The organism is Paraburkholderia sp. HD33-4 (genome assembly GCF_021390635.1).
Classification (GTDB): domain Bacteria; phylum Pseudomonadota; class Gammaproteobacteria; order Burkholderiales; family Burkholderiaceae; genus Paraburkholderia.
Map to the genome: position 1 here is coordinate 3,015,056 of NZ_JAJEJS010000001.1, position 16,566 is coordinate 3,031,621.

Below are 16,566 nucleotides of genomic sequence, written 5' to 3' on the forward strand. Positions count from 1 at the left end.
GGGCCGCGGCGCCGCGGCTCGCACGCCGAGAGTCGCGAACGGACGGCCGGTTGGCGCTCTGGCGGCAAACGCAGCCTCGAACCCGGTGCCGATCGGGTCGATACCGGGCGCCAACGCGCCCGGATCGTTTGGCTTGCGTGATTGCGTGGTCTGCGTGGCTTGCGCTATGGGCTGGGCAAATCAAAGATCACTGATTTCTTTTTGAAGAAGTACTGCATGCCCATCGCATAGGGTCCGCCTTTGCCATCGCCTTCGACAAATGCGCCGGCTGGCAGATCGTAGCTGCCCGCGATTCTGGCAGGCGGCATTGGCGAAACAGTCATGCTGTCACCCGACGATAATCCGGACTCCCACATGGCGATGCGGGCATCCATAATCGCCCGGTAGTGTCGATAATCGTTCGCGATGCCCGATATTTCCGTCGATAAGGGCAGCAAAACGGAGACGATCAACAACCAGAGTCCAGCACGCGGTGCGCGCACTGGACGGAACCTTGCCGCAAAAAGACCCAGCGCACCAAGTGCGATGTAAAAATAAGCCTGCCGCATGGTCGCATGACGTTCACAACAAGCCATGCCGAATTGGAAATAAGCCGCCGCGAGCATCAGGAAGGCCGCGCCGATCAGCGAAATAGCGAGCCCGAGCCGCATCAACTGGCTTCTGCCGAGAGTCGGCTCTTTCTCCAGAGAGAAAAGGAAATACGTACCGCAGAAAAACGCGAGCTTCGAATGGTAGACGGCCAATGTAGTGAGGGTTGACGCATTCTGCACGTCGGTACCGAACAGTTCCCCCCAGAAGTTGCTGGCTGCGGCCCACAAGGCTGCGGCTGGATGATGAACGATGGAATGATCGCCGAACATCTCGATGTTCTTTTCCACTCTTCCCGTCACCATCATGTAAAGCACACCGAGCGAGATCGCGAAAGGCACCAACCACCACAGCTTGAGCCGGTCTTTGGTGATGACCGAAACGACCAGGGCAAGCACGCAATAGCCCGCCGCGAACAGCGCGCCGATTTCGGTCGACGTGGCCGCCGTCACGAGCGCAATCAGCGTGACGACGCGGCCCGCGGTCGTATCGGCAAACCCGGCGAAATCGATCGACAGAAGAATGGCCATGGCCGCCACGGTCGGCACATAGGCCAACGCGCCGACAGGCCAGTAAAAAACCTCGTCGACTTTGTGACCGACGAGAAGAAGTATCAACAGAACCGCTGAAGCAACGAAGCCCTTGCGCGTTTTCGCCGATGGGCCGAGCACGGCGCAAAAAAGCAGCACCCAGGTCGGCAGCAATGCGGTGGCGATCAAAGGCCGATTGGTTTTTTCGACTGCTATGCCGTACGCCCAGAGGAACATTTCGGACAGTGGACGTGGGCTCCAGTGCAGAAGACGCTCCCTGATGATCCCAAATCCGTCTTCCCTGACGTGACCGAGCGTGATGAATTCATCGTGCCAGACGCCAAGCGGCGTGAGCCCTAGATAAGCGAGGAATGTAACGGCACAGACGAGCAGCGCGACAACGATCAGCGAATTGTTATTTTGATTGGTATTTTTCATCGATTGAAATTGCTTCGGGAGTTTCTCCGCCTTTGTAGAAGTTGCGCACGATATAAACGGGGCGCCGTTTCGATTCAACGTACATCCGCCCGACGTACTCTCCGATGACGCCGATACCGATCAGTTGCATGCCGCCGAGAAACAGGATCGCCGTGATGATCGACGCATAGCCGGGCACATCGATACCGTGTACGACGGTCCGGACGATCAGATAAGCCGTATACAGAATGGCGAGCAGTGCCGTGGCGCCGCCAATGTAGGTCCATACCCGCAGCGGCAGCGTGCTGAAACTGGTGACGCCTTCCAGTGCGAAGTTCCATAGCTTCCATCCGGAGAACTTGCTCGCTCCTGCCGCTCTTGGCTGCCGCACGTACTCGATGGCCGCGGTCTTGCCTCCCACCCAGGCGAACAGGCCCTTCATGAACCGACGCGTCTCTGGCAACTGCTTCAGCGCATCGACCGTGCTGCGCGACATCAGGCGAAAATCGCCCGCATTTTCGGGGATCGGCAACTCCGATATCGCGTTGTGGACGCGATAGAACATGGATGCCGAATTGCGTTTGGCGTAGCTGTCGGTAGTGCGCTCGGCGCGCATCGCAAGCACGACGTCGTATCCTTCGCGCCACTTGCTGACCAGATCCGGAATCGCGCCGGGTGGGTCTTGCAGATCCGCATCGAACGGTATGACCGCGTCACCGGTCGAATGGTCGAGGCCAGCGGTCAACGCAGCTTCCTTGCCGAAGTTGCGCGAAAGGTCGATGACCTTGATTCTGGAGTCGTGCGCAGCCTGCTTGAGCAAAAGAGGAAGCGTCGCGTCACGGCTTCCGTCGTTCACGCAGACGATTTCGAACCTGCTATTGGGCACTGTCTCCATGACGGAGCAGACTTCGCGGAAGAACCGACCGATCATTTCTTCCTCGTTGTAGAACGGAACGACGATCGACAGCAGGTCGGTGTGGCTCGATTGGTTTGCCACGGGTTACGCCCCCTTTCCGAAGAGGCGCCGAGCCGATCCAGATTGCATTGGACTAGTGGCTAGCGAGGCGCCGACGGGGTTCAACAAATGTGAACCGTTAATTTTCATTTTTAAATTGGCATTTGTTTAATAGCCGGTTTTCGAATGATACCCCCAAGCAGATGTCTCGAAATTAAGCTGCCTATCGACACCGAAACGTCATCTGCCGCTGCCGAAGCTCAGGCCACGCGAGAGTTGGTTGCGGCTATGATTGTGTGCCTTGGGCAGCCGTCCGGAAGGCGAGATTCCCGCCTGCCCCACCGGCCAGCCACACCGTCTGACACGCACCGGAACTCCCGGAGGGGATCGAATGGCACTGGGGTGGCTCGTCGCAATTCCATTCGTAGCAGCGGCACTGATTGCGCTCACGCGGCGCCACGCTGACGCGCTCTCTACCGGGATCGCGTTCGCGGCGGCGCTGTTCGGCTGCGGGCTGCTGCTGAGCGAACGCGTAGGCATGGCCGACCACGACGTGCTGCAATGGCGCCATCAGTGGGTGCCCGATGTTGGCCTCGCGCTATCGCTGCGCCTCGACGGCCTGTCGTTCATGTTCGCGCTGCTCGTGCTCGCGATCGGTCTGCTCGTCTTCATCTATGCACGCTACTACCTCGCCGGCAGCGATGCGTTGCCGCGTCTGTACCTGCTGCTTCTGCTGTTCATGGGCGCGATGCTCGGCGTCGTGCTGTCGAACAACCTGTTGCTGCTCGTGATCTTCTGGGAACTGACGAGCCTCGTCTCGTTCCTGCTGATCGGCTTCTGGCCTTCGCGGCCCGACGCGAGGCGCGGCGCGCGCATGGCGCTCACCATCACCGGCGCGGGCGGTCTCGCGCTGCTTGCGGCGGTGCTGCTGCTCGGCCATGTCTGCGGCAGCTACGAGCTCGACGAGGTACTCACGCAGGTCGGCAAGGTGCAGCACGATCCGCTCTACCCGGCGATCCTGCTGCTCACGCTGTTCGCGGCGTTCACGAAGTCGGCGCAGTTTCCTTTCCACTTCTGGCTGCCGCACGCGATGTCGGCGCCCACACCCGTCTCGTCCTATCTGCATTCGGCGACGATGGTGAAGGCCGGCGTGTTCCTGCTCGCGCGTCTCTATCCGGTCTTCGAAGGGACCCAGCTATGGGCATACACGGCGACAGTGGCCGGGCTCGTCACGCTCGTCGGCGGCGCGGGGATGGCGTTGGTCCAGCGCGATCTGAAGGGCCTGCTCGCCTATTCGACCATCAGCCATCTCGGCCTGATCGTGCTGCTGTTCGGCCTCGACACGCAGCTCTCGACCGTCGCCGCGCTCTTTCACACGGTGAACCATGCCGTGTTCAAGGCGTCGCTCTTCATGGCGGCGGGCATCATCGATCACGAAACCGGCACGCGCGATCTGGGCCGTCTGCGCGGCCTGCGCCGCTACATGCCGCATACGGCCGCGCTCGCGAGCGTGGCGTCGCTGGCGATGGCCGGCGTGCCGCTGCTCAACGGCTTTCTCTCCAAGGAAATGTTCTTCGGCGAAACCCTGGCGCAAAGCATGTTCGGGCCGCTGAACCTCGCCGTGCCGGTCATCGCGATCGTGGCGGCCGCGCTCTCCGTCGCGTACTCGCTGCGTTTCGTCTGGGGCGTGTTTTTCGACGGCGAGACGCCGCGCGATCTGCCGCACTATCCGCCGCACGAGGCGCCGCGCTTCATGAGGCTGCCGGTCGAGATTCTGGTGGCGCTGTGCCTGCTGATCGGCCTGTTCCCGCAGCAAAGTATCGGCAGGCTGCTCGAATCGGCGGCGTGGATCACGCTAGGCGGCAAGCTTCCCGACTACAGCCTGAGCCTGTGGCACGGCATCAACACGCCGCTCGTGATGAGCGTGGTGTCGTTCGCGGCGGGCGCGGCGCTGTTTTTCCGGCGCCGCAATGCGTTCCGCCATCACCGCACGCTGCTGACCGAGCTGAACGCGAGCGAGATTTTCGACCGCCTCGTACAGCGGCTCGAACGAAGCGCCGGCGTGATCGTGCGCATGTTCGAGACACGCTCGTTGCCGGCCTACCTCGCGTGGATGATCGCGGCGACGCTGATCGTGCCGGGCGTGTCGCTGATCGCGCTCGACGCCTGGAGCGGCAGCCACGCGCGCCTGCCGCTCGATCCGTTCACGCTGGTCGGCCTCGCGCTGATGTCGCTGCTCGCCATCGGCGTGGTGCTCGTGCGTGCGCGCACGCTTTACGCGCTCGTGATGCTGAGCACCTGCGGACTGCTCGTGTCGCTTGCCTTCGTGCGCTTCTCCGCGCCCGATCTCGCGCTCACCCAGATTTCCGTCGAAGTGGTCACGATCCTGCTGCTCGTGCTGGCCGTCTATTTTCTGCCCGCACTGCAAGGCGCCGTCGAGCCGCTGCCGGTGCGGCTGCGCAACGGCGTGCTCGCGCTCGCGGGCGGTGCGCTGCTCGGCGGCGTGACGTACCGGATCATGACGAGCGCGCCGCTGCCGGGCATCGCACCGTACTTCCTCGCCAACGCGCTGCCCGGCAGCGGCGGCCACAACGTCGTCAACGTGATCCTGGTGGATTTCCGCGGCTTCGACACGATGGTCGAAATCAGCGTGCTCGTGGTGGCGGGGCTCGCCGTCAAGGCGCTGCTGCGCGGGCTGCGCCTGAAGTCGCCCGATGCGGGCCCGGACGGCCGGCCGTGGTCGTCGCAATCGCATCCGCTGATGCTGGCGATCCTCGCGCGACTGATGCTGCCGCTCACGATGCTCGTCGCCGTATTCGTGTTCCTGCGCGGCCACAACCTGCCCGGCGGCGGCTTCATCGCGTCGCTGATCGTCTCGATCGCGCTGTTGATGCAGTACGTCGCGAGCGGTGTGCTGTGGACCGAGTCGCGCATCCACCTCAACTACCGCGCGCTCGCGGGCCTCGGCATTCTGATCGCGGCGACCACGGGGCTCGGCAGTCTCGCGTTCGGCCAGCCGTTTTTGACCAGTGCGTTCGGGCACCTGCACCTGCCGCTGATCGGAGAAGTCGAACTGTCCACGGCGATGCTGTTCGATCTCGGCGTGATGGGCGCGGTGGTCGGCACGACGCTCACGATCGTCTCGCACCTCGGCGTGCGCGACAAAGACATGCAATCCGTGGAGAAGAGCTGATGGAAGCCGTCTTTGCCGTCGCGATCGGCGTGCTTTGCACGTGCGGCATCTACCTGCTGCTGTGCGCGCGCGTGCTGCCCGTGATTCTCGGCATCACGCTGTTCTCGTATGCCATCAATCTGTTCCTGCTCGGCATGGGACGGCTTGCAATCGGCAAGCCCGCGGTCATCGCGGCGGGGGCGCAATACGTCGATCCGGTGCCGCAGGCGCTCGTGCTGACCGCCATCGTCATCGGCTTCGCGATGACGGCCTTTACCGTGGTGCTCGCGCTGCGCTCGTTTTCGCTCACGGGCAACGATCACGTCAATGGCGAGGAGACGCGCGGCGAATGAACCACGTTCTCCTGCTCCCAATCCTGATTCCGCTCTTTACCGCGGGTGTCATCGTCGCGCTGCCGCTGCGCGCAAAACGCCTGCAGCGTGCGCTGAACGCGGTCGCGATCGTCGCGCTGCTGCCCGTCGCGTGCCTGCTGATGGCGCGCGCGGCGCAAGGCGAGATCGTCAGCTACGCGCTCGGCGCCTGGCCCGCGCCGTTCGGCATCGTGCTGGAACTCGACCGGCTCGGCGCGCTGATGCTAGTGCTCACCGCCGTGCTCGCGGTCTGCTGCCTGCTCGGCACCTCGAGCGAGGACGCGAGGCGCGGCCGCTATTTCCGCGCGCTGTTCCAGTTCGAACTGATGGGCCTGAACGGCGCCTTCCTCGCGGGTGATCTGTTCAACCTGTTCGTGTTCTTCGAACTGCTGCTGATCGCGTCGTACGCGCTGCTGCTGCATGGCGGCGGCGCGCGACGCGTGCGCAACGGACTGCACTATCTGTTGATGAACCTCGTCGGCTCATCGTTCTTTCTGATCGGGATCGGCGTGCTCTATGGCATCACGGGCACGCTCAACATGGCCGACATGGGCGAACGTCTGGCGCGTCTGGGCCCAGAGTCGCTGCCGCTCGCGCAGTTCGCGGGCGCGACGCTGATGCTCGTGTTCGGCCTCAAGGCCGCCGTGTTTCCGATGTCGTTCTGGTTGCCGCAGGCCTACCGCAGCGCCATCGGCCCGGTGGCCGCGCTGTTCGCGATCATGACCAAGGTCGGCATTTACGCGATGCTGCGCTGTGACGCGCTCGTGTTCGGCGCGGCGGGCGGGGTGCTCGATGCATTCATGCAGCAATGGGCGTGGTGGCTCGCGATCGCGACGATCGTGTTCGGCGCGCTGGGTGCGCTCGCGGTATCGAGTCTGAAGACCACGACGGGCTATCTGGTGCTGGTGTCGGTTGGACTGCTGATCGCGGCGATCGCGCAACAGACGCCGCTTGCATGGAGCGCACTGCTCTACTACCTGATCAGCACGACGCTCTGCACGGGCGCGTTGTTCCTGCTCGCGGACACGCTCGAACCCGAGCAGGCGCCGGCGCCGCGCGCCGCCCATGCCGCGGTTTTCGCCGATGCCGATGTGAGCGAGCCCGGCTCGCTCGAAGCACTCGACGACGCGTCCGGAGCGGCCATCTCGCCCGCCCCGGACGGCGAAGCGGTGGCGACGCTTGCGCGCGTGCAGCCGCTGGAGGTCGAGGCGGCCGACGCGCTCGCCGTGCTTGCCGAGGAGCCGGCCCACACCGAAGCCGAAGCTTCCGTTGAAGCGGTTCCGCGCACGCATACAGCGTGGCCGTCGAACCTCGCCGCGCTGCTCTATCTGATCGCCGCGGTGGGCGCCGCGGGCCTGCCGCCGCTGTCGGGCTTCCTCGGCAAGGCAATGGTGCTGGCCGCCACGCCGACCGGCGCGGCAGCCGTGCTATGGCCGGCCGTGCTGCTGTCGAGCCTGCTGTCGATCGTCGCGCTGAGCCGCACCGGCACGCGCCTGATGTGGGCCGCGCCGGCCGCGCGCGCCGCCGCCGGCAAGGAGGAGCGCGCACCGCGCGGCAGCAATGCGAAGCTCGCCGCCTGCGCACTGCTGCTCGGCTGCGTCGTGGCCATCACGCTCGGCGCCGGCGCGGTGCGGCACTATCTGACCGATACGGCGACTCAGCTGTTCGATCGCGCGGCCTACGTGCACGCGATCCTGCCCGCGGCGCGATCCTCGCCGCCAGCGGCCGCTGCGCCCACGGCCGATGCTCAGGGGAACTGATGATGCTGAAAAGGCTCTTCCCGCACCCCTGGCTCACCGTCTTGCTGATCATCTGCTGGGTGCTGCTGATGAACGACGTCTCGCCGGGCAATCTGCTGCTCGGCGCCGTGCTCGGCTGCGTGATCTCTTATCGCGTAGCCGAAGGCTTGTGGCTGCGGCCGGTGCATTTCGGCCGGCCGTGGCTGCTCGTGCGGCTCGCCTGGCATGTATTGGTCGACATCATCGTGGCCAACGTCGAGGTCGCGCTGCTCGTGCTCGGCCCCACGAAGCGGCTGCGCCCGGCGTTCATCGAAGTGCCGCTCGACAGCACCCACGAGATCGCGCTGACGATCCTCATCAGCGTAGTCTCGCTGAGCCCCGGCACGCTGTGCGCCGAACTCAGCGACGACCGCACGCGCCTCGCCGTGCACGTGCTCGACCTCGACGACGAAGCGGCGCTCGTCGCGCTGATCAAGTCCCGCTATGAAGCCCCTTTGATGGAGATCTTCGCATGCTAGCCATCGTGATTTCGATCTCGCTCGCGATCCTCGGCCTCGCGTTCCTGCTCACGTTGTGGCGCCTCGTGCGCGGGCCGTCGCTGCCCGATCGCATCGTCGCTCTCGATACGCTCAATATCAACGCGATCGCGCTGATCGTTGTCTACGGCATCAGTCTGCGCTCGACAGTCCTTTTTGAAGTTGCGTTGCTGATCGCGGTGATGGGCTTCGTGGGCACTGTCGCGCTGACCAAGTACCTGCAGCGCGGCGACATCATCGAACTCAACTAGCGGAAGGTATCGCGATGCAAACCTTTGTCGAAGCGATCGTTTGTGTGCTGCTGCTCGTCGGTAGCCTGTTTACGCTGATCGGGGCGGTCGGGCTCGCGCGGCTGCCTGACTTCTTCATGCGGCTGCATGGTCCGACCAAGTCGACTACGCTCGGTGTGGGTGGCATCGTGCTTGCGTCGGTGGTGTATTTCAGCGCGCAGCAGGAGTTCGCGAGTCTGCATGAGTTGCTGATTCCGGCGTTTTTGTTTCTTACCGCGCCGATTAGTGCGCATATGCTGGCGAAGGCTGGGATTCAGCAGGGGCTGCCGTTGTCGGAGGCTACGCGGGGGCGGCCGCCTGCTACGGGAGCTTGTGCTGAGCACGGGGACACAAGGCAGGTGCGGGAGGGAGATGAGGGTTGAGAGTTGTCGAATCTCGGGCTTTCCATGACCTTCCGGCGTGTGCAAATCCATCACTCACCAGATTGGAAAGTAAATTGACGGCCGAAATAAAAAGCCCTTGATTCCGAAACCGGCCCTCCAATCACCCCACCACCGCCTGGTCATAACTGGACCTAAAGCTTTTCGAATGGTCGCCGTAATACAGAGGAGCATAAAGTCAATTCGACTTGACTCAAATACACGCGAGGACCAATTGAGAAACTTTAGAATGACTGCCGTTGCAGGTTGCATCGGATTAGCCGCTGTGACTTTGCTCTCCGGTTGCCAAACCACCAATGCGTCGATTCCCTATGAGGTTTCGACAGAGAATGTTGTAGCAATCCAATCCGGGTTGCAAACCAAAAAGGTCAGTGTGAGCAACATCACGCTGGCTGAGGGCGTCAGCGAGCATCTGATGTGCCGCATGAATGGCGACGTTATTGTCTCACCCGGAAAAACACTGTCGCAGTACGTTAAAGACGCTTTCCAGAAGGAGTTGTTCACGGCCCAGGCCTATGATGTGCATGGTGCGAAAATCGAAGGCCGTATTGAAGAACTGAGCTTCAGCTCGGTTACTCCGGCCAGCTGGACGATTAAGATGCGCGTGAACTCTCCGACATCCAAGGGGTATTCCGTTTCGATCAAGTACCCTTTCGAGACAAGCTGGATCGCGATGGAGGCTTGCAAGAATACGGCGAATGCGTTCGCGCCTGCCGTTCAGGCTCTCCTCAAGGAAGTCGTCACTAATCCCCAATTCTCGGCATTGGCTGGTAGTTGATTTAATGCGCACTGGAGCCACGTGGTATATGGCTCCAGTCGGCGTTGGAATGACTCATTGAAGCCTTCAATGGTTATCCGTTGGCTCGCGGGATTCTGATGCCGCGAGCATTCAGACATCACCAATTGTCGGGCTGCAGAATCGCTAATTCAACCGCAGGCAATTGCAGCGGTGTACATGAGCCGGCAAAGGCAGTCACCAAGGAAGCAAGGCCGTGCACGAGGACACTGAATTGATCAACGATGCCTCACGGGTTTCTCGCCAGGCTCTTCGCCGCGTCAACCATGTCCAGCTTGTTTTCGCTCGCTTGTGGACATAATGGGCGAACGACGAAGATGGGCCAATTGATCGGGCCCAAAAACAAAAACCCCGTAAGCCTTTGAACTTACGGGGTTTTTGGCGATCTTTTCTGGCGGAGAGAGGGTCCGCCAAACTGTACTCCAAGTTAATCTAGCTTCACCTTGAACTCCCCATGCCAGACGGGAGTTTCAGGGGATCGTCGCCTTGATTTACCCCAGTTCGTCTAATAGAATCTAGCGAATAGGTGGGGGTAAAAGTGAGGGTAGATTATGGCGTCCAAAGCGGGTAAGGGAATTCACAAGCTGGCGGCAGTCAGCGTCACGAAGCTCAAGGAGCCGGGCTATTACGGGGACGGCGGTGGCCTTTATCTGCAAGTCTCGCCGAGTCTTTCGAAGTCGTGGATCTTCCGGTTCAAGCTGCACGGACGATCGCGCGAGATGGGCCTGGGCTCGCTCAATGCCCTGAGCCTGTCGGAAGCACGCGAGAAGGCGGCCGACTGCCGGCGGCAGTTGCTCGATGGGATTGACCCGATCGAGGCCCGGAGGTCGAAGAAGGATCAGGAGCAGCGCGATGCGGCCCTCAGGGTCGCCACGTCGATGACGTTCGCGGCGTGCGCGAAGGCCTACATCGAAGCGCACTCGCCCGGCTGGAAGAACGCCAAGCACGCCTCCCAGTGGACGAACACCATCGAGACCTATGCCAATCCGGTGTTCGGCTCGCTCGCAGTCCAGGACGTCGACACGGGGCTCGTGCTGCGCGCGCTCGAAGCAATCTGGACAGAGAAGCCCGAAACCGCCAGCCGCGTGCGCGGCCGTCTTGAGAACGTCCTCGACTGGGCGACCGTGCGCGGATTCCGCCGCGGCGAGAACCCGGCACGCTGGCGCGGGCATCTGGAAGCACTCCTGCCGTCGCGCGAGAAGGTGCGCGCAGTGCGCCCTATGCCGGCCCTCCCATTCACCCAAGCCGGCGCATTCATGAGCGAGTTACGCGCCAGGGAAGGTCTCGCAGCGCTCGCGCTCGAGTTCCAGATCCTGACGGCTGCGCGTTCCGGCGAAGTGCGCGGCGCCACCTGGGAGGAGTTCGACCTAGAGGCGAAGGTTTGGACAGTGCCGGCCGCGCGCATGAAGATGAAGGCTGAGCACGCGGTGCCGCTCTCGCCGCGCGCCGCGACGATCGTCGAGCGGATGAGCAAGACGAAAACGGGGCCGCTGGTCTTTTCTACGGGGACGAAACCACTCTCTGACATGACGCTGGCGTCCGTCATCAAGCGCATGAATGCAGACAGTGAGCCGCCGACGTGGCGCGATCCGAAGCAGCAGAATGCCGCAGTTGTGCCGCACGGGTTCCGGTCGACGTTCCGCGATTGGGCGGCCGAGCGCACGAGCTACGCGAGCGAGGTCGTCGAAATGGCGCTCGCGCACGCGATCGGCAACAAGGTGGAGGCCGCGTATCGCCGCGGTGACCTGTTCGAGAAGCGTCGTCGACTGATGAACGAGTGGGCTCGCTTCTGTGCCGAAACGACTCGCGCGGCAGCAGTCACCCCGATCCGCAAATCGGCCGCCTGAAAGCGCATTTTTCCTGTGTCCGCCGACGAGTTCCCGCCTGGAGTTTTGCTGATTTATACTTTCTCCACGTTACTACAGTAAGCACCGCGGAGCATCACAGTATGTTGAAACAGAGGGCCTTAGCGGGCCTTAAAGGAGAGCTGATGAATAAATAACGTTGGGAGATTAACAAGATGAGTATCAATCACGCATGGCTGCGGCCTAAGCAAGCTGCAAAGCACATTGGCCGTTCAGCGAGTGGGTTTTGGCTGCTATGGAAAGATGACCCGGATTTTCCTCGGGGCGTTCTCCTGTCACCGCGTTGCCGCGTATTCGATTCTGTTGAATTGGACGCGTATATCGCGCGAAAGGCGGCGGCACTGTGAGCGCACGTCTGCCTGTGGATCTGTCGGGATCGGCACCGACAAATAAAAAGGGCGCCCCTGACAAGCGCCCTTCCCGTGCAACCCGGAACAACAAACTACCTGGTAATTGTAGCATCAAGCTGCCTAGAAATTTCGGCGGCTGTGTTGAGATAAGCACAACTAAATTTATCCGTGCGGTAGGCGGGAGCTTGATCGCCGCTGGCGGCGGGATTGTGTGCCTTGAGTTCGTGCGTGTGCTCAGCGCTCTGATCGTTCGGGGGTTTGCATCATGACCCTTGATAACGCACTCCGGGCACTGAAGAACACGCCGGACAACGGCTTCGAATCTCGCATGCGTGCTGGCCTAGCCGCGCGCAAGGCGGGGCTCGATCTTGACGATTGGGCCGCGTGGATGGTCAAACATGGCCATGCAATCGATCTGGTCGAGCTAGAGCGCAAATGGTGGCTCTTTGGGCTGGTGTCCGATCATGCCTTTCGATGCCTGTTCCTGATGCCCGAGTTTGCGGAGGCCGCATGACTGACGACATGATGATGCCTCCGCCGGATGACTTCCCGCGAGACTACCTATACGACGATGAGCCGATGCTCCATGCTGAGAAGTTACGCACTGAACTGGTGACGGCCGAGTCACATTCGACGCCGGCGAAAACGAAGCGCAGGAAGGCAGAAATCGTAGAACCTCCGACGCACGGGAAAGACGGTAGAGCCGTGATTATCTTTGCGCAAGGTGAGCGCGCACGGGTAACACGCGGCCTCGCCCAGGCACTGGCGAACGGCGGAGGTATCTACTTTTCCCGTGGTGGCGGCCTCGTACGACTGTCGCTGCGTGAAGACGATGACGACGTCGACGCTCCGGTCCGGAAGTTCAAGGGCAGTGTGTCGATTCAGGAACCGACCGTGCCGGCGATCATTGCGGATGCCTCGCGCGTTGCGACGATGTACAAGCTCGACAGCCGCACCAATAGTTGGGTTCCGACCGACATTCCGGACAAGGTGGCTCAGTCGCTTATCGCGATCGGTCCGGAAATGGCGGAGTTTCCTTTGCTAACGGGGATCACCCAGTGTCCGATCATTCGGGATGATGGTTCGATTCATGGGGCCGCCGGCTACGACCGCGACTCGAACCTGTATCTGAGTTCTGATGAGGACTGGTCACGGCTCAGGGTGCCGGCCCGTCCTACGCGCACGGATGCCTACGGCGCAATGATGCGGCTCATCGTGACCACCCTCAACGACTTTGCATTCGATAGCGAGGTGTCGCTGTCATCAATGCTATCCGCGATCCTTACTGCGGTAATTCGTCCTACGCTCGACGCGGCACCCCTGCATGGGTTCTCCGCGCCTACATTCGGCGAAGGCAAGTCGCTGCAGGCGTTCGCAGTGTCAATGATTGCTACGGGCGGCATGGGAGCCGTTGTCAGCCCCGGGCACAATCAGGAGGAGTTCGAGAAACGCGTCGATTCCGTGATCCTGTCGGGCTCGCCGGTTGTCACGCTGGATAACGCGTCACGTGCGATCACGGGCGACAACCTCTGTATGGCGCTCACGTCTCCGTCGGCCACTGTTCGGATCTTCGGTACTCAGGTGCAGCGCACGATCGAGACGTCAGCTTTCTGGATGACAAGCGGGGCGAATCTGACGATTAGCGCGGACATGGTGCGGCGTACGGTGGTCTCGTATATGGACGCAAGTTTGCGCGGCGGGAAGGACCGAAAATTCCTTCGCGCAGACCTACTTGCCTATATACGCGAGAACCGAGTCGATATATTGGAAGCCGTGTTCACGATGCTCCGGGCTCACGCCCAGGCCGGCTACCCTAACGTGACCGGCGATAAGCCGCTCGGAAGTTTCGGGCAATGGTCGAGACGAGTTGTCAATCTGCTTACGTGGCTTGGCATGCCGAACCCTGTCGAGTCTCAAAAAGGCTTGCTGGAAAACGATCCGTACCTCGAAAAGATCGGCGACATGCTCGATGCGCTGTACGAGTGGCAGGTGCTCGTTCACGAAAAATGTACGGGTCGCGCAACGTGGAAAGTGAAAGACGTTCGCGAAGCTGTTTCCGTGCATTCAGTCGACGAACGCGTTAAGGAGATGCGTTATGCACTGGAATCCAACAGCAAGGATGGCGTGAAAGCGCTGCCGTACTGGCTTCGTAAAAACCGGAATGTCCAGGCCCGAGGAAAGCGTCTCGTGTGCGCGTCGGAAGACGGTTCAAACGGTTCGTCTTGGATTGTCGAGCTGACATAGGGGGATCAAAGGGGGATCAAAGGGGGATAGTTTGACCCATCCCCCTAAGCGCAAACCCAATGCAGAAAAGGCGTTTATGAATTTTTAGGGGGATCAGGGGGATACTTCAAACTCCTACGCGAGAAAGTGTCAGAGGGTGAATGCGTGTTGCCAGTTTAGGTAGGGTGGGGTTAAACATCCCCCTTATCCCCCTGATCCCCCTATGAGTCGAGACGCACACCAAAATCTGCCAATTCAACAGCTCACAGTAAGGAGTACGAAATGGCGACCGCTGAAGAAGAAATGAATATCGCTTCGAACGCCGCTCTCAAGGCGCGTCAGGAGGGGCTTCGGTCCGACGCGAACGTGCTGGTCAAGAACATCATTGCCGAGCTCGCGAGATCGGGCGACGAGATGCCGGAATCGACGCGGGATGTGCTGCGCATCGCGGCGATGATGACGCTCATGCTGAAGATGGAAAACTGAATGAACGTGAACAGTCAACGCGACGAACTGCTCGGCGCACTACAGGAGCGACTCGAAATGATTGACGGGCTGCTTGCCGTGCCCCCGAAGCGTCGGTAGAGCCATCCTCAGGCGGACGCACGCTCCGCCGCACAGCCTTATCTGGAGCTGGTTTCCGGCCGGCTGCCCGCCCCTACCCACGTTCCTACCCACTGCCCGCGCGCTCGCATGGGCTCGAAACAATCCCCTAATAACTCGCCTTTTATTGCGCGTAAATCATTGGAATTCGAATTTTATGCTGTAACATAACCTTATTACGACGCATTTGTTCGGAGATTGACATGGCGCGACCACGACTTCCGCGCGACCCGGCGGGCAACCCGATCCGCGACAGCGAGGACCCGTACCTCATGGCGCGTCAGACCGTTCGTGACAACTTCAACGATCTGTTGCGGGTCGCACTTGAGCAAGCCAAGTCGGGGGACAGTGCGTTCCTGGTGCGCCTTTTGGGCCATTTGGAATCGCAACCGACCCGCGTGCCTGGAGTCAGCGCTGACGGCGATCCTGCGAATATCGCATCGGACATTGCACGCTGGGCTGCCGTCGGTGGTGTGAGCGTCGAAACTGCCCGCAAGATGATTGCCCTGCTGCGCGAGACGCAAGCGTTCGTGAAGCGATCGAAGACCATCGACGCGCTGATCCACGCCTATGAGACGTCCGGACAGACTGTCCCGCCGCGCGTGGATGCGATGAGGGGCGTCGCGTGAACGATCTGACCGCACTCGATCTGGAGATGGCCCGGCGCGCCCTAGAGACGGCCCGTGCGCCCGTGTTCAGCCTTGCCGCTGCGATCGAAGCTGCACGCAAACGTCACCTGCGTGGCGAGGCCCAATCGCTCACGCTGCTGGATCCGTCGACACGTCCGAGCAACGCCGCAGATGCCGCGCTGTGGGATCGCATACAAAGCGCACGTGCTCGCGTGATGGCCTGCCTCGCACAGCATCCACAAGCAGCCGCCGCGCGTCCCGATGAGCCGATCGAACAGATGACAGACGACGAGCTGCGTGCGCGCATTGCAGCCCTTCGGAGAGGTCAGCAATGACCGAACTCGAACGGCTCGAAGCCGAGCTTGCCGCACGGACAACGCCAGTCAGGCCCGCCGCGGCTCGCGCCGAACAGGAGCGCCTGGAGCGGGACGAACGCAACCTGCGCGCGAAGCTGCATCGCGATCTGGAGCGCCAGAAGATGCTCGACGCGATGACCATCCGACACGCCGAAGAACGCCGCGCCCGCGAAGCTTTTTTCGATGAATCACCTTACTGGAGAGACACATGACCCCCGACGACATCGCTATGCAGGCGATCTTTGGCAAGGGCTTCCGCGCTGACCAATCCGCCGTTGCTGCCGAAGAGTCCGCGCGTAGTGCTGCCGATCCAACGCGCCGCACCGTAGTGGAAAACGTCAACGCTGGCTCGGGCTGGTACAAGCCGTCCCGATCAATCCAGGGTGCCGACGTCGACGAGGGCCTTGGTTTGCGCCCCGGTGTCGCCGGCCTTCATCCGGACGACGATCCGGATCGCCATGACCACGTCGAGATGGTTGTCGACGATCTGCCCGAAGTCGAAGCCGCGCCCGCCATCGATGCGGACATTTGCGCCTACATCGAATCGAACCCCGAAGCCGTGCTGACGACCGCGACGCTTCTCACTGGCGCGCTGCATATGGACGCGGAACACATCGGCCGAGGCGACGAAATGGAACTGGCCGAGGCCATGGGCCGCCTTGGCTACGAGAAAACGCAACGTCGCATCGACGGCGCGCGCGTATGGGTGTGGGTGTCACGGACCCTGACCGACGCTGTCACGAACCCCAACGACGAGGAATAAGCA

General features: G+C 61.7%; 17 protein-coding genes. 15 read left to right on the forward strand and 2 right to left on the reverse strand.

Translation table 11 applies throughout. The annotated features are described in order from the left end of the window. Positions 1-164: 164 nt before the first annotated feature. Both L0U84_RS13245 and L0U84_RS13250 read right to left on the reverse strand, forming a co-directional pair. The gene (locus L0U84_RS13245; protein WP_233850425.1) at positions 165-1,556 is read right to left on the reverse strand and encodes a hypothetical protein; all 1,392 of its coding nucleotides are present in this window, start codon (positions 1,554-1,556) and stop codon (positions 165-167) included. Beyond that, positions 1,534-2,532, reverse strand: a complete 999-nt coding sequence (locus L0U84_RS13250) for a glycosyltransferase family 2 protein (RefSeq protein ID WP_326491175.1) — start codon at positions 2,530-2,532, stop codon at positions 1,534-1,536. Before L0U84_RS13250 ends, L0U84_RS13245 begins: the two co-directional genes overlap by 23 nt. Positions 2,533-2,881: 349 nt before the next feature. Here L0U84_RS13250 and L0U84_RS13255 point away from each other — a divergent pair, with 349 nt between their 5' ends. From L0U84_RS13255 to L0U84_RS13325, 15 genes are all read left to right on the forward strand, one after another. Next, positions 2,882-5,683 (forward strand): monovalent cation/H+ antiporter subunit A, encoded by a 2,802-nt coding sequence (locus L0U84_RS13255; RefSeq protein WP_233850428.1) that lies wholly within the window; start codon positions 2,882-2,884, stop codon positions 5,681-5,683. Then, positions 5,683-6,015 carry a Na+/H+ antiporter subunit C gene (locus L0U84_RS13260; protein WP_129962882.1) on the forward strand — a complete coding sequence of 111 codons (333 nt, stop codon included), beginning with the start codon at positions 5,683-5,685 and terminating at the stop codon, positions 6,013-6,015. Before L0U84_RS13255 ends, L0U84_RS13260 begins: the two co-directional genes overlap by 1 nt. Next, a complete protein-coding gene (locus tag L0U84_RS13265) occupies positions 6,012-7,793 on the forward strand; it encodes a monovalent cation/H+ antiporter subunit D (RefSeq protein WP_233850430.1) in 1,782 nt (593 codons plus the stop codon). The genes L0U84_RS13260 and L0U84_RS13265 overlap by 4 nt, the downstream gene beginning before the upstream one ends. A 2-nt stretch (positions 7,794-7,795) precedes the next feature. Next, positions 7,796-8,290 carry a Na+/H+ antiporter subunit E gene (locus L0U84_RS13270; protein ID WP_233852020.1) on the forward strand — a complete coding sequence of 165 codons (495 nt, stop codon included), beginning with the start codon at positions 7,796-7,798 and terminating at the stop codon, positions 8,288-8,290. Further along, positions 8,284-8,559 carry a K+/H+ antiporter subunit F gene (locus L0U84_RS13275; RefSeq protein WP_233850431.1) on the forward strand — a complete coding sequence of 92 codons (276 nt, stop codon included), beginning with the start codon at positions 8,284-8,286 and terminating at the stop codon, positions 8,557-8,559. Before L0U84_RS13270 ends, L0U84_RS13275 begins: the two co-directional genes overlap by 7 nt. 14 nt (positions 8,560-8,573) lie before the next feature. Then, on the forward strand, positions 8,574-8,960 hold the full coding sequence (locus L0U84_RS13280) for a Na+/H+ antiporter subunit G (protein ID WP_233850432.1): 387 nt from the start codon (positions 8,574-8,576) through the stop codon (positions 8,958-8,960). A 247-nt stretch (positions 8,961-9,207) separates the two neighbouring features. Next, positions 9,208-9,756: a hypothetical protein gene (locus tag L0U84_RS13285; protein ID WP_233850433.1), complete on the forward strand. Its 549-nt coding sequence runs from the start codon at positions 9,208-9,210 to the stop codon at positions 9,754-9,756. Between the two features lie 569 nt (positions 9,757-10,325). Next, positions 10,326-11,621 carry a tyrosine-type recombinase/integrase gene (locus L0U84_RS13290; protein WP_233850434.1) on the forward strand — a complete coding sequence of 432 codons (1,296 nt, stop codon included), beginning with the start codon at positions 10,326-10,328 and terminating at the stop codon, positions 11,619-11,621. Positions 11,622-12,254: 633 nt separating this feature from the next. Beyond that, entirely contained in the window at positions 12,255-12,503 is a 249-nt protein-coding gene (locus L0U84_RS13295) for a hypothetical protein (RefSeq protein WP_233850435.1), read from the forward strand. Next, positions 12,500-14,233 (forward strand): hypothetical protein, encoded by a 1,734-nt coding sequence (locus tag L0U84_RS13300; RefSeq protein WP_233850436.1) that lies wholly within the window; start codon positions 12,500-12,502, stop codon positions 14,231-14,233. The genes L0U84_RS13295 and L0U84_RS13300 overlap by 4 nt, the downstream gene beginning before the upstream one ends. Before the next feature lie 261 nt (positions 14,234-14,494). Then, positions 14,495-14,698 carry a hypothetical protein gene (locus L0U84_RS13305; protein ID WP_233850437.1) on the forward strand — a complete coding sequence of 68 codons (204 nt, stop codon included), beginning with the start codon at positions 14,495-14,497 and terminating at the stop codon, positions 14,696-14,698. 320 nt (positions 14,699-15,018) lie between these two features. Next, positions 15,019-15,444 carry a hypothetical protein gene (locus L0U84_RS13310; RefSeq protein WP_233850438.1) on the forward strand — a complete coding sequence of 142 codons (426 nt, stop codon included), beginning with the start codon at positions 15,019-15,021 and terminating at the stop codon, positions 15,442-15,444. After that, entirely contained in the window at positions 15,441-15,779 is a 339-nt protein-coding gene (locus L0U84_RS13315) for a hypothetical protein (protein ID WP_233850440.1), read from the forward strand. The genes L0U84_RS13310 and L0U84_RS13315 overlap by 4 nt, the downstream gene beginning before the upstream one ends. Next, a complete protein-coding gene (locus tag L0U84_RS13320) occupies positions 15,776-16,012 on the forward strand; it encodes a hypothetical protein (protein ID WP_233850442.1) in 237 nt (78 codons plus the stop codon). Before L0U84_RS13315 ends, L0U84_RS13320 begins: the two co-directional genes overlap by 4 nt. Further along, positions 16,009-16,563: a hypothetical protein gene (locus tag L0U84_RS13325; RefSeq protein ID WP_233850444.1), complete on the forward strand. Its 555-nt coding sequence runs from the start codon at positions 16,009-16,011 to the stop codon at positions 16,561-16,563. Before L0U84_RS13320 ends, L0U84_RS13325 begins: the two co-directional genes overlap by 4 nt. The last annotated feature ends 3 nt before the right edge of the window (positions 16,564-16,566 follow it).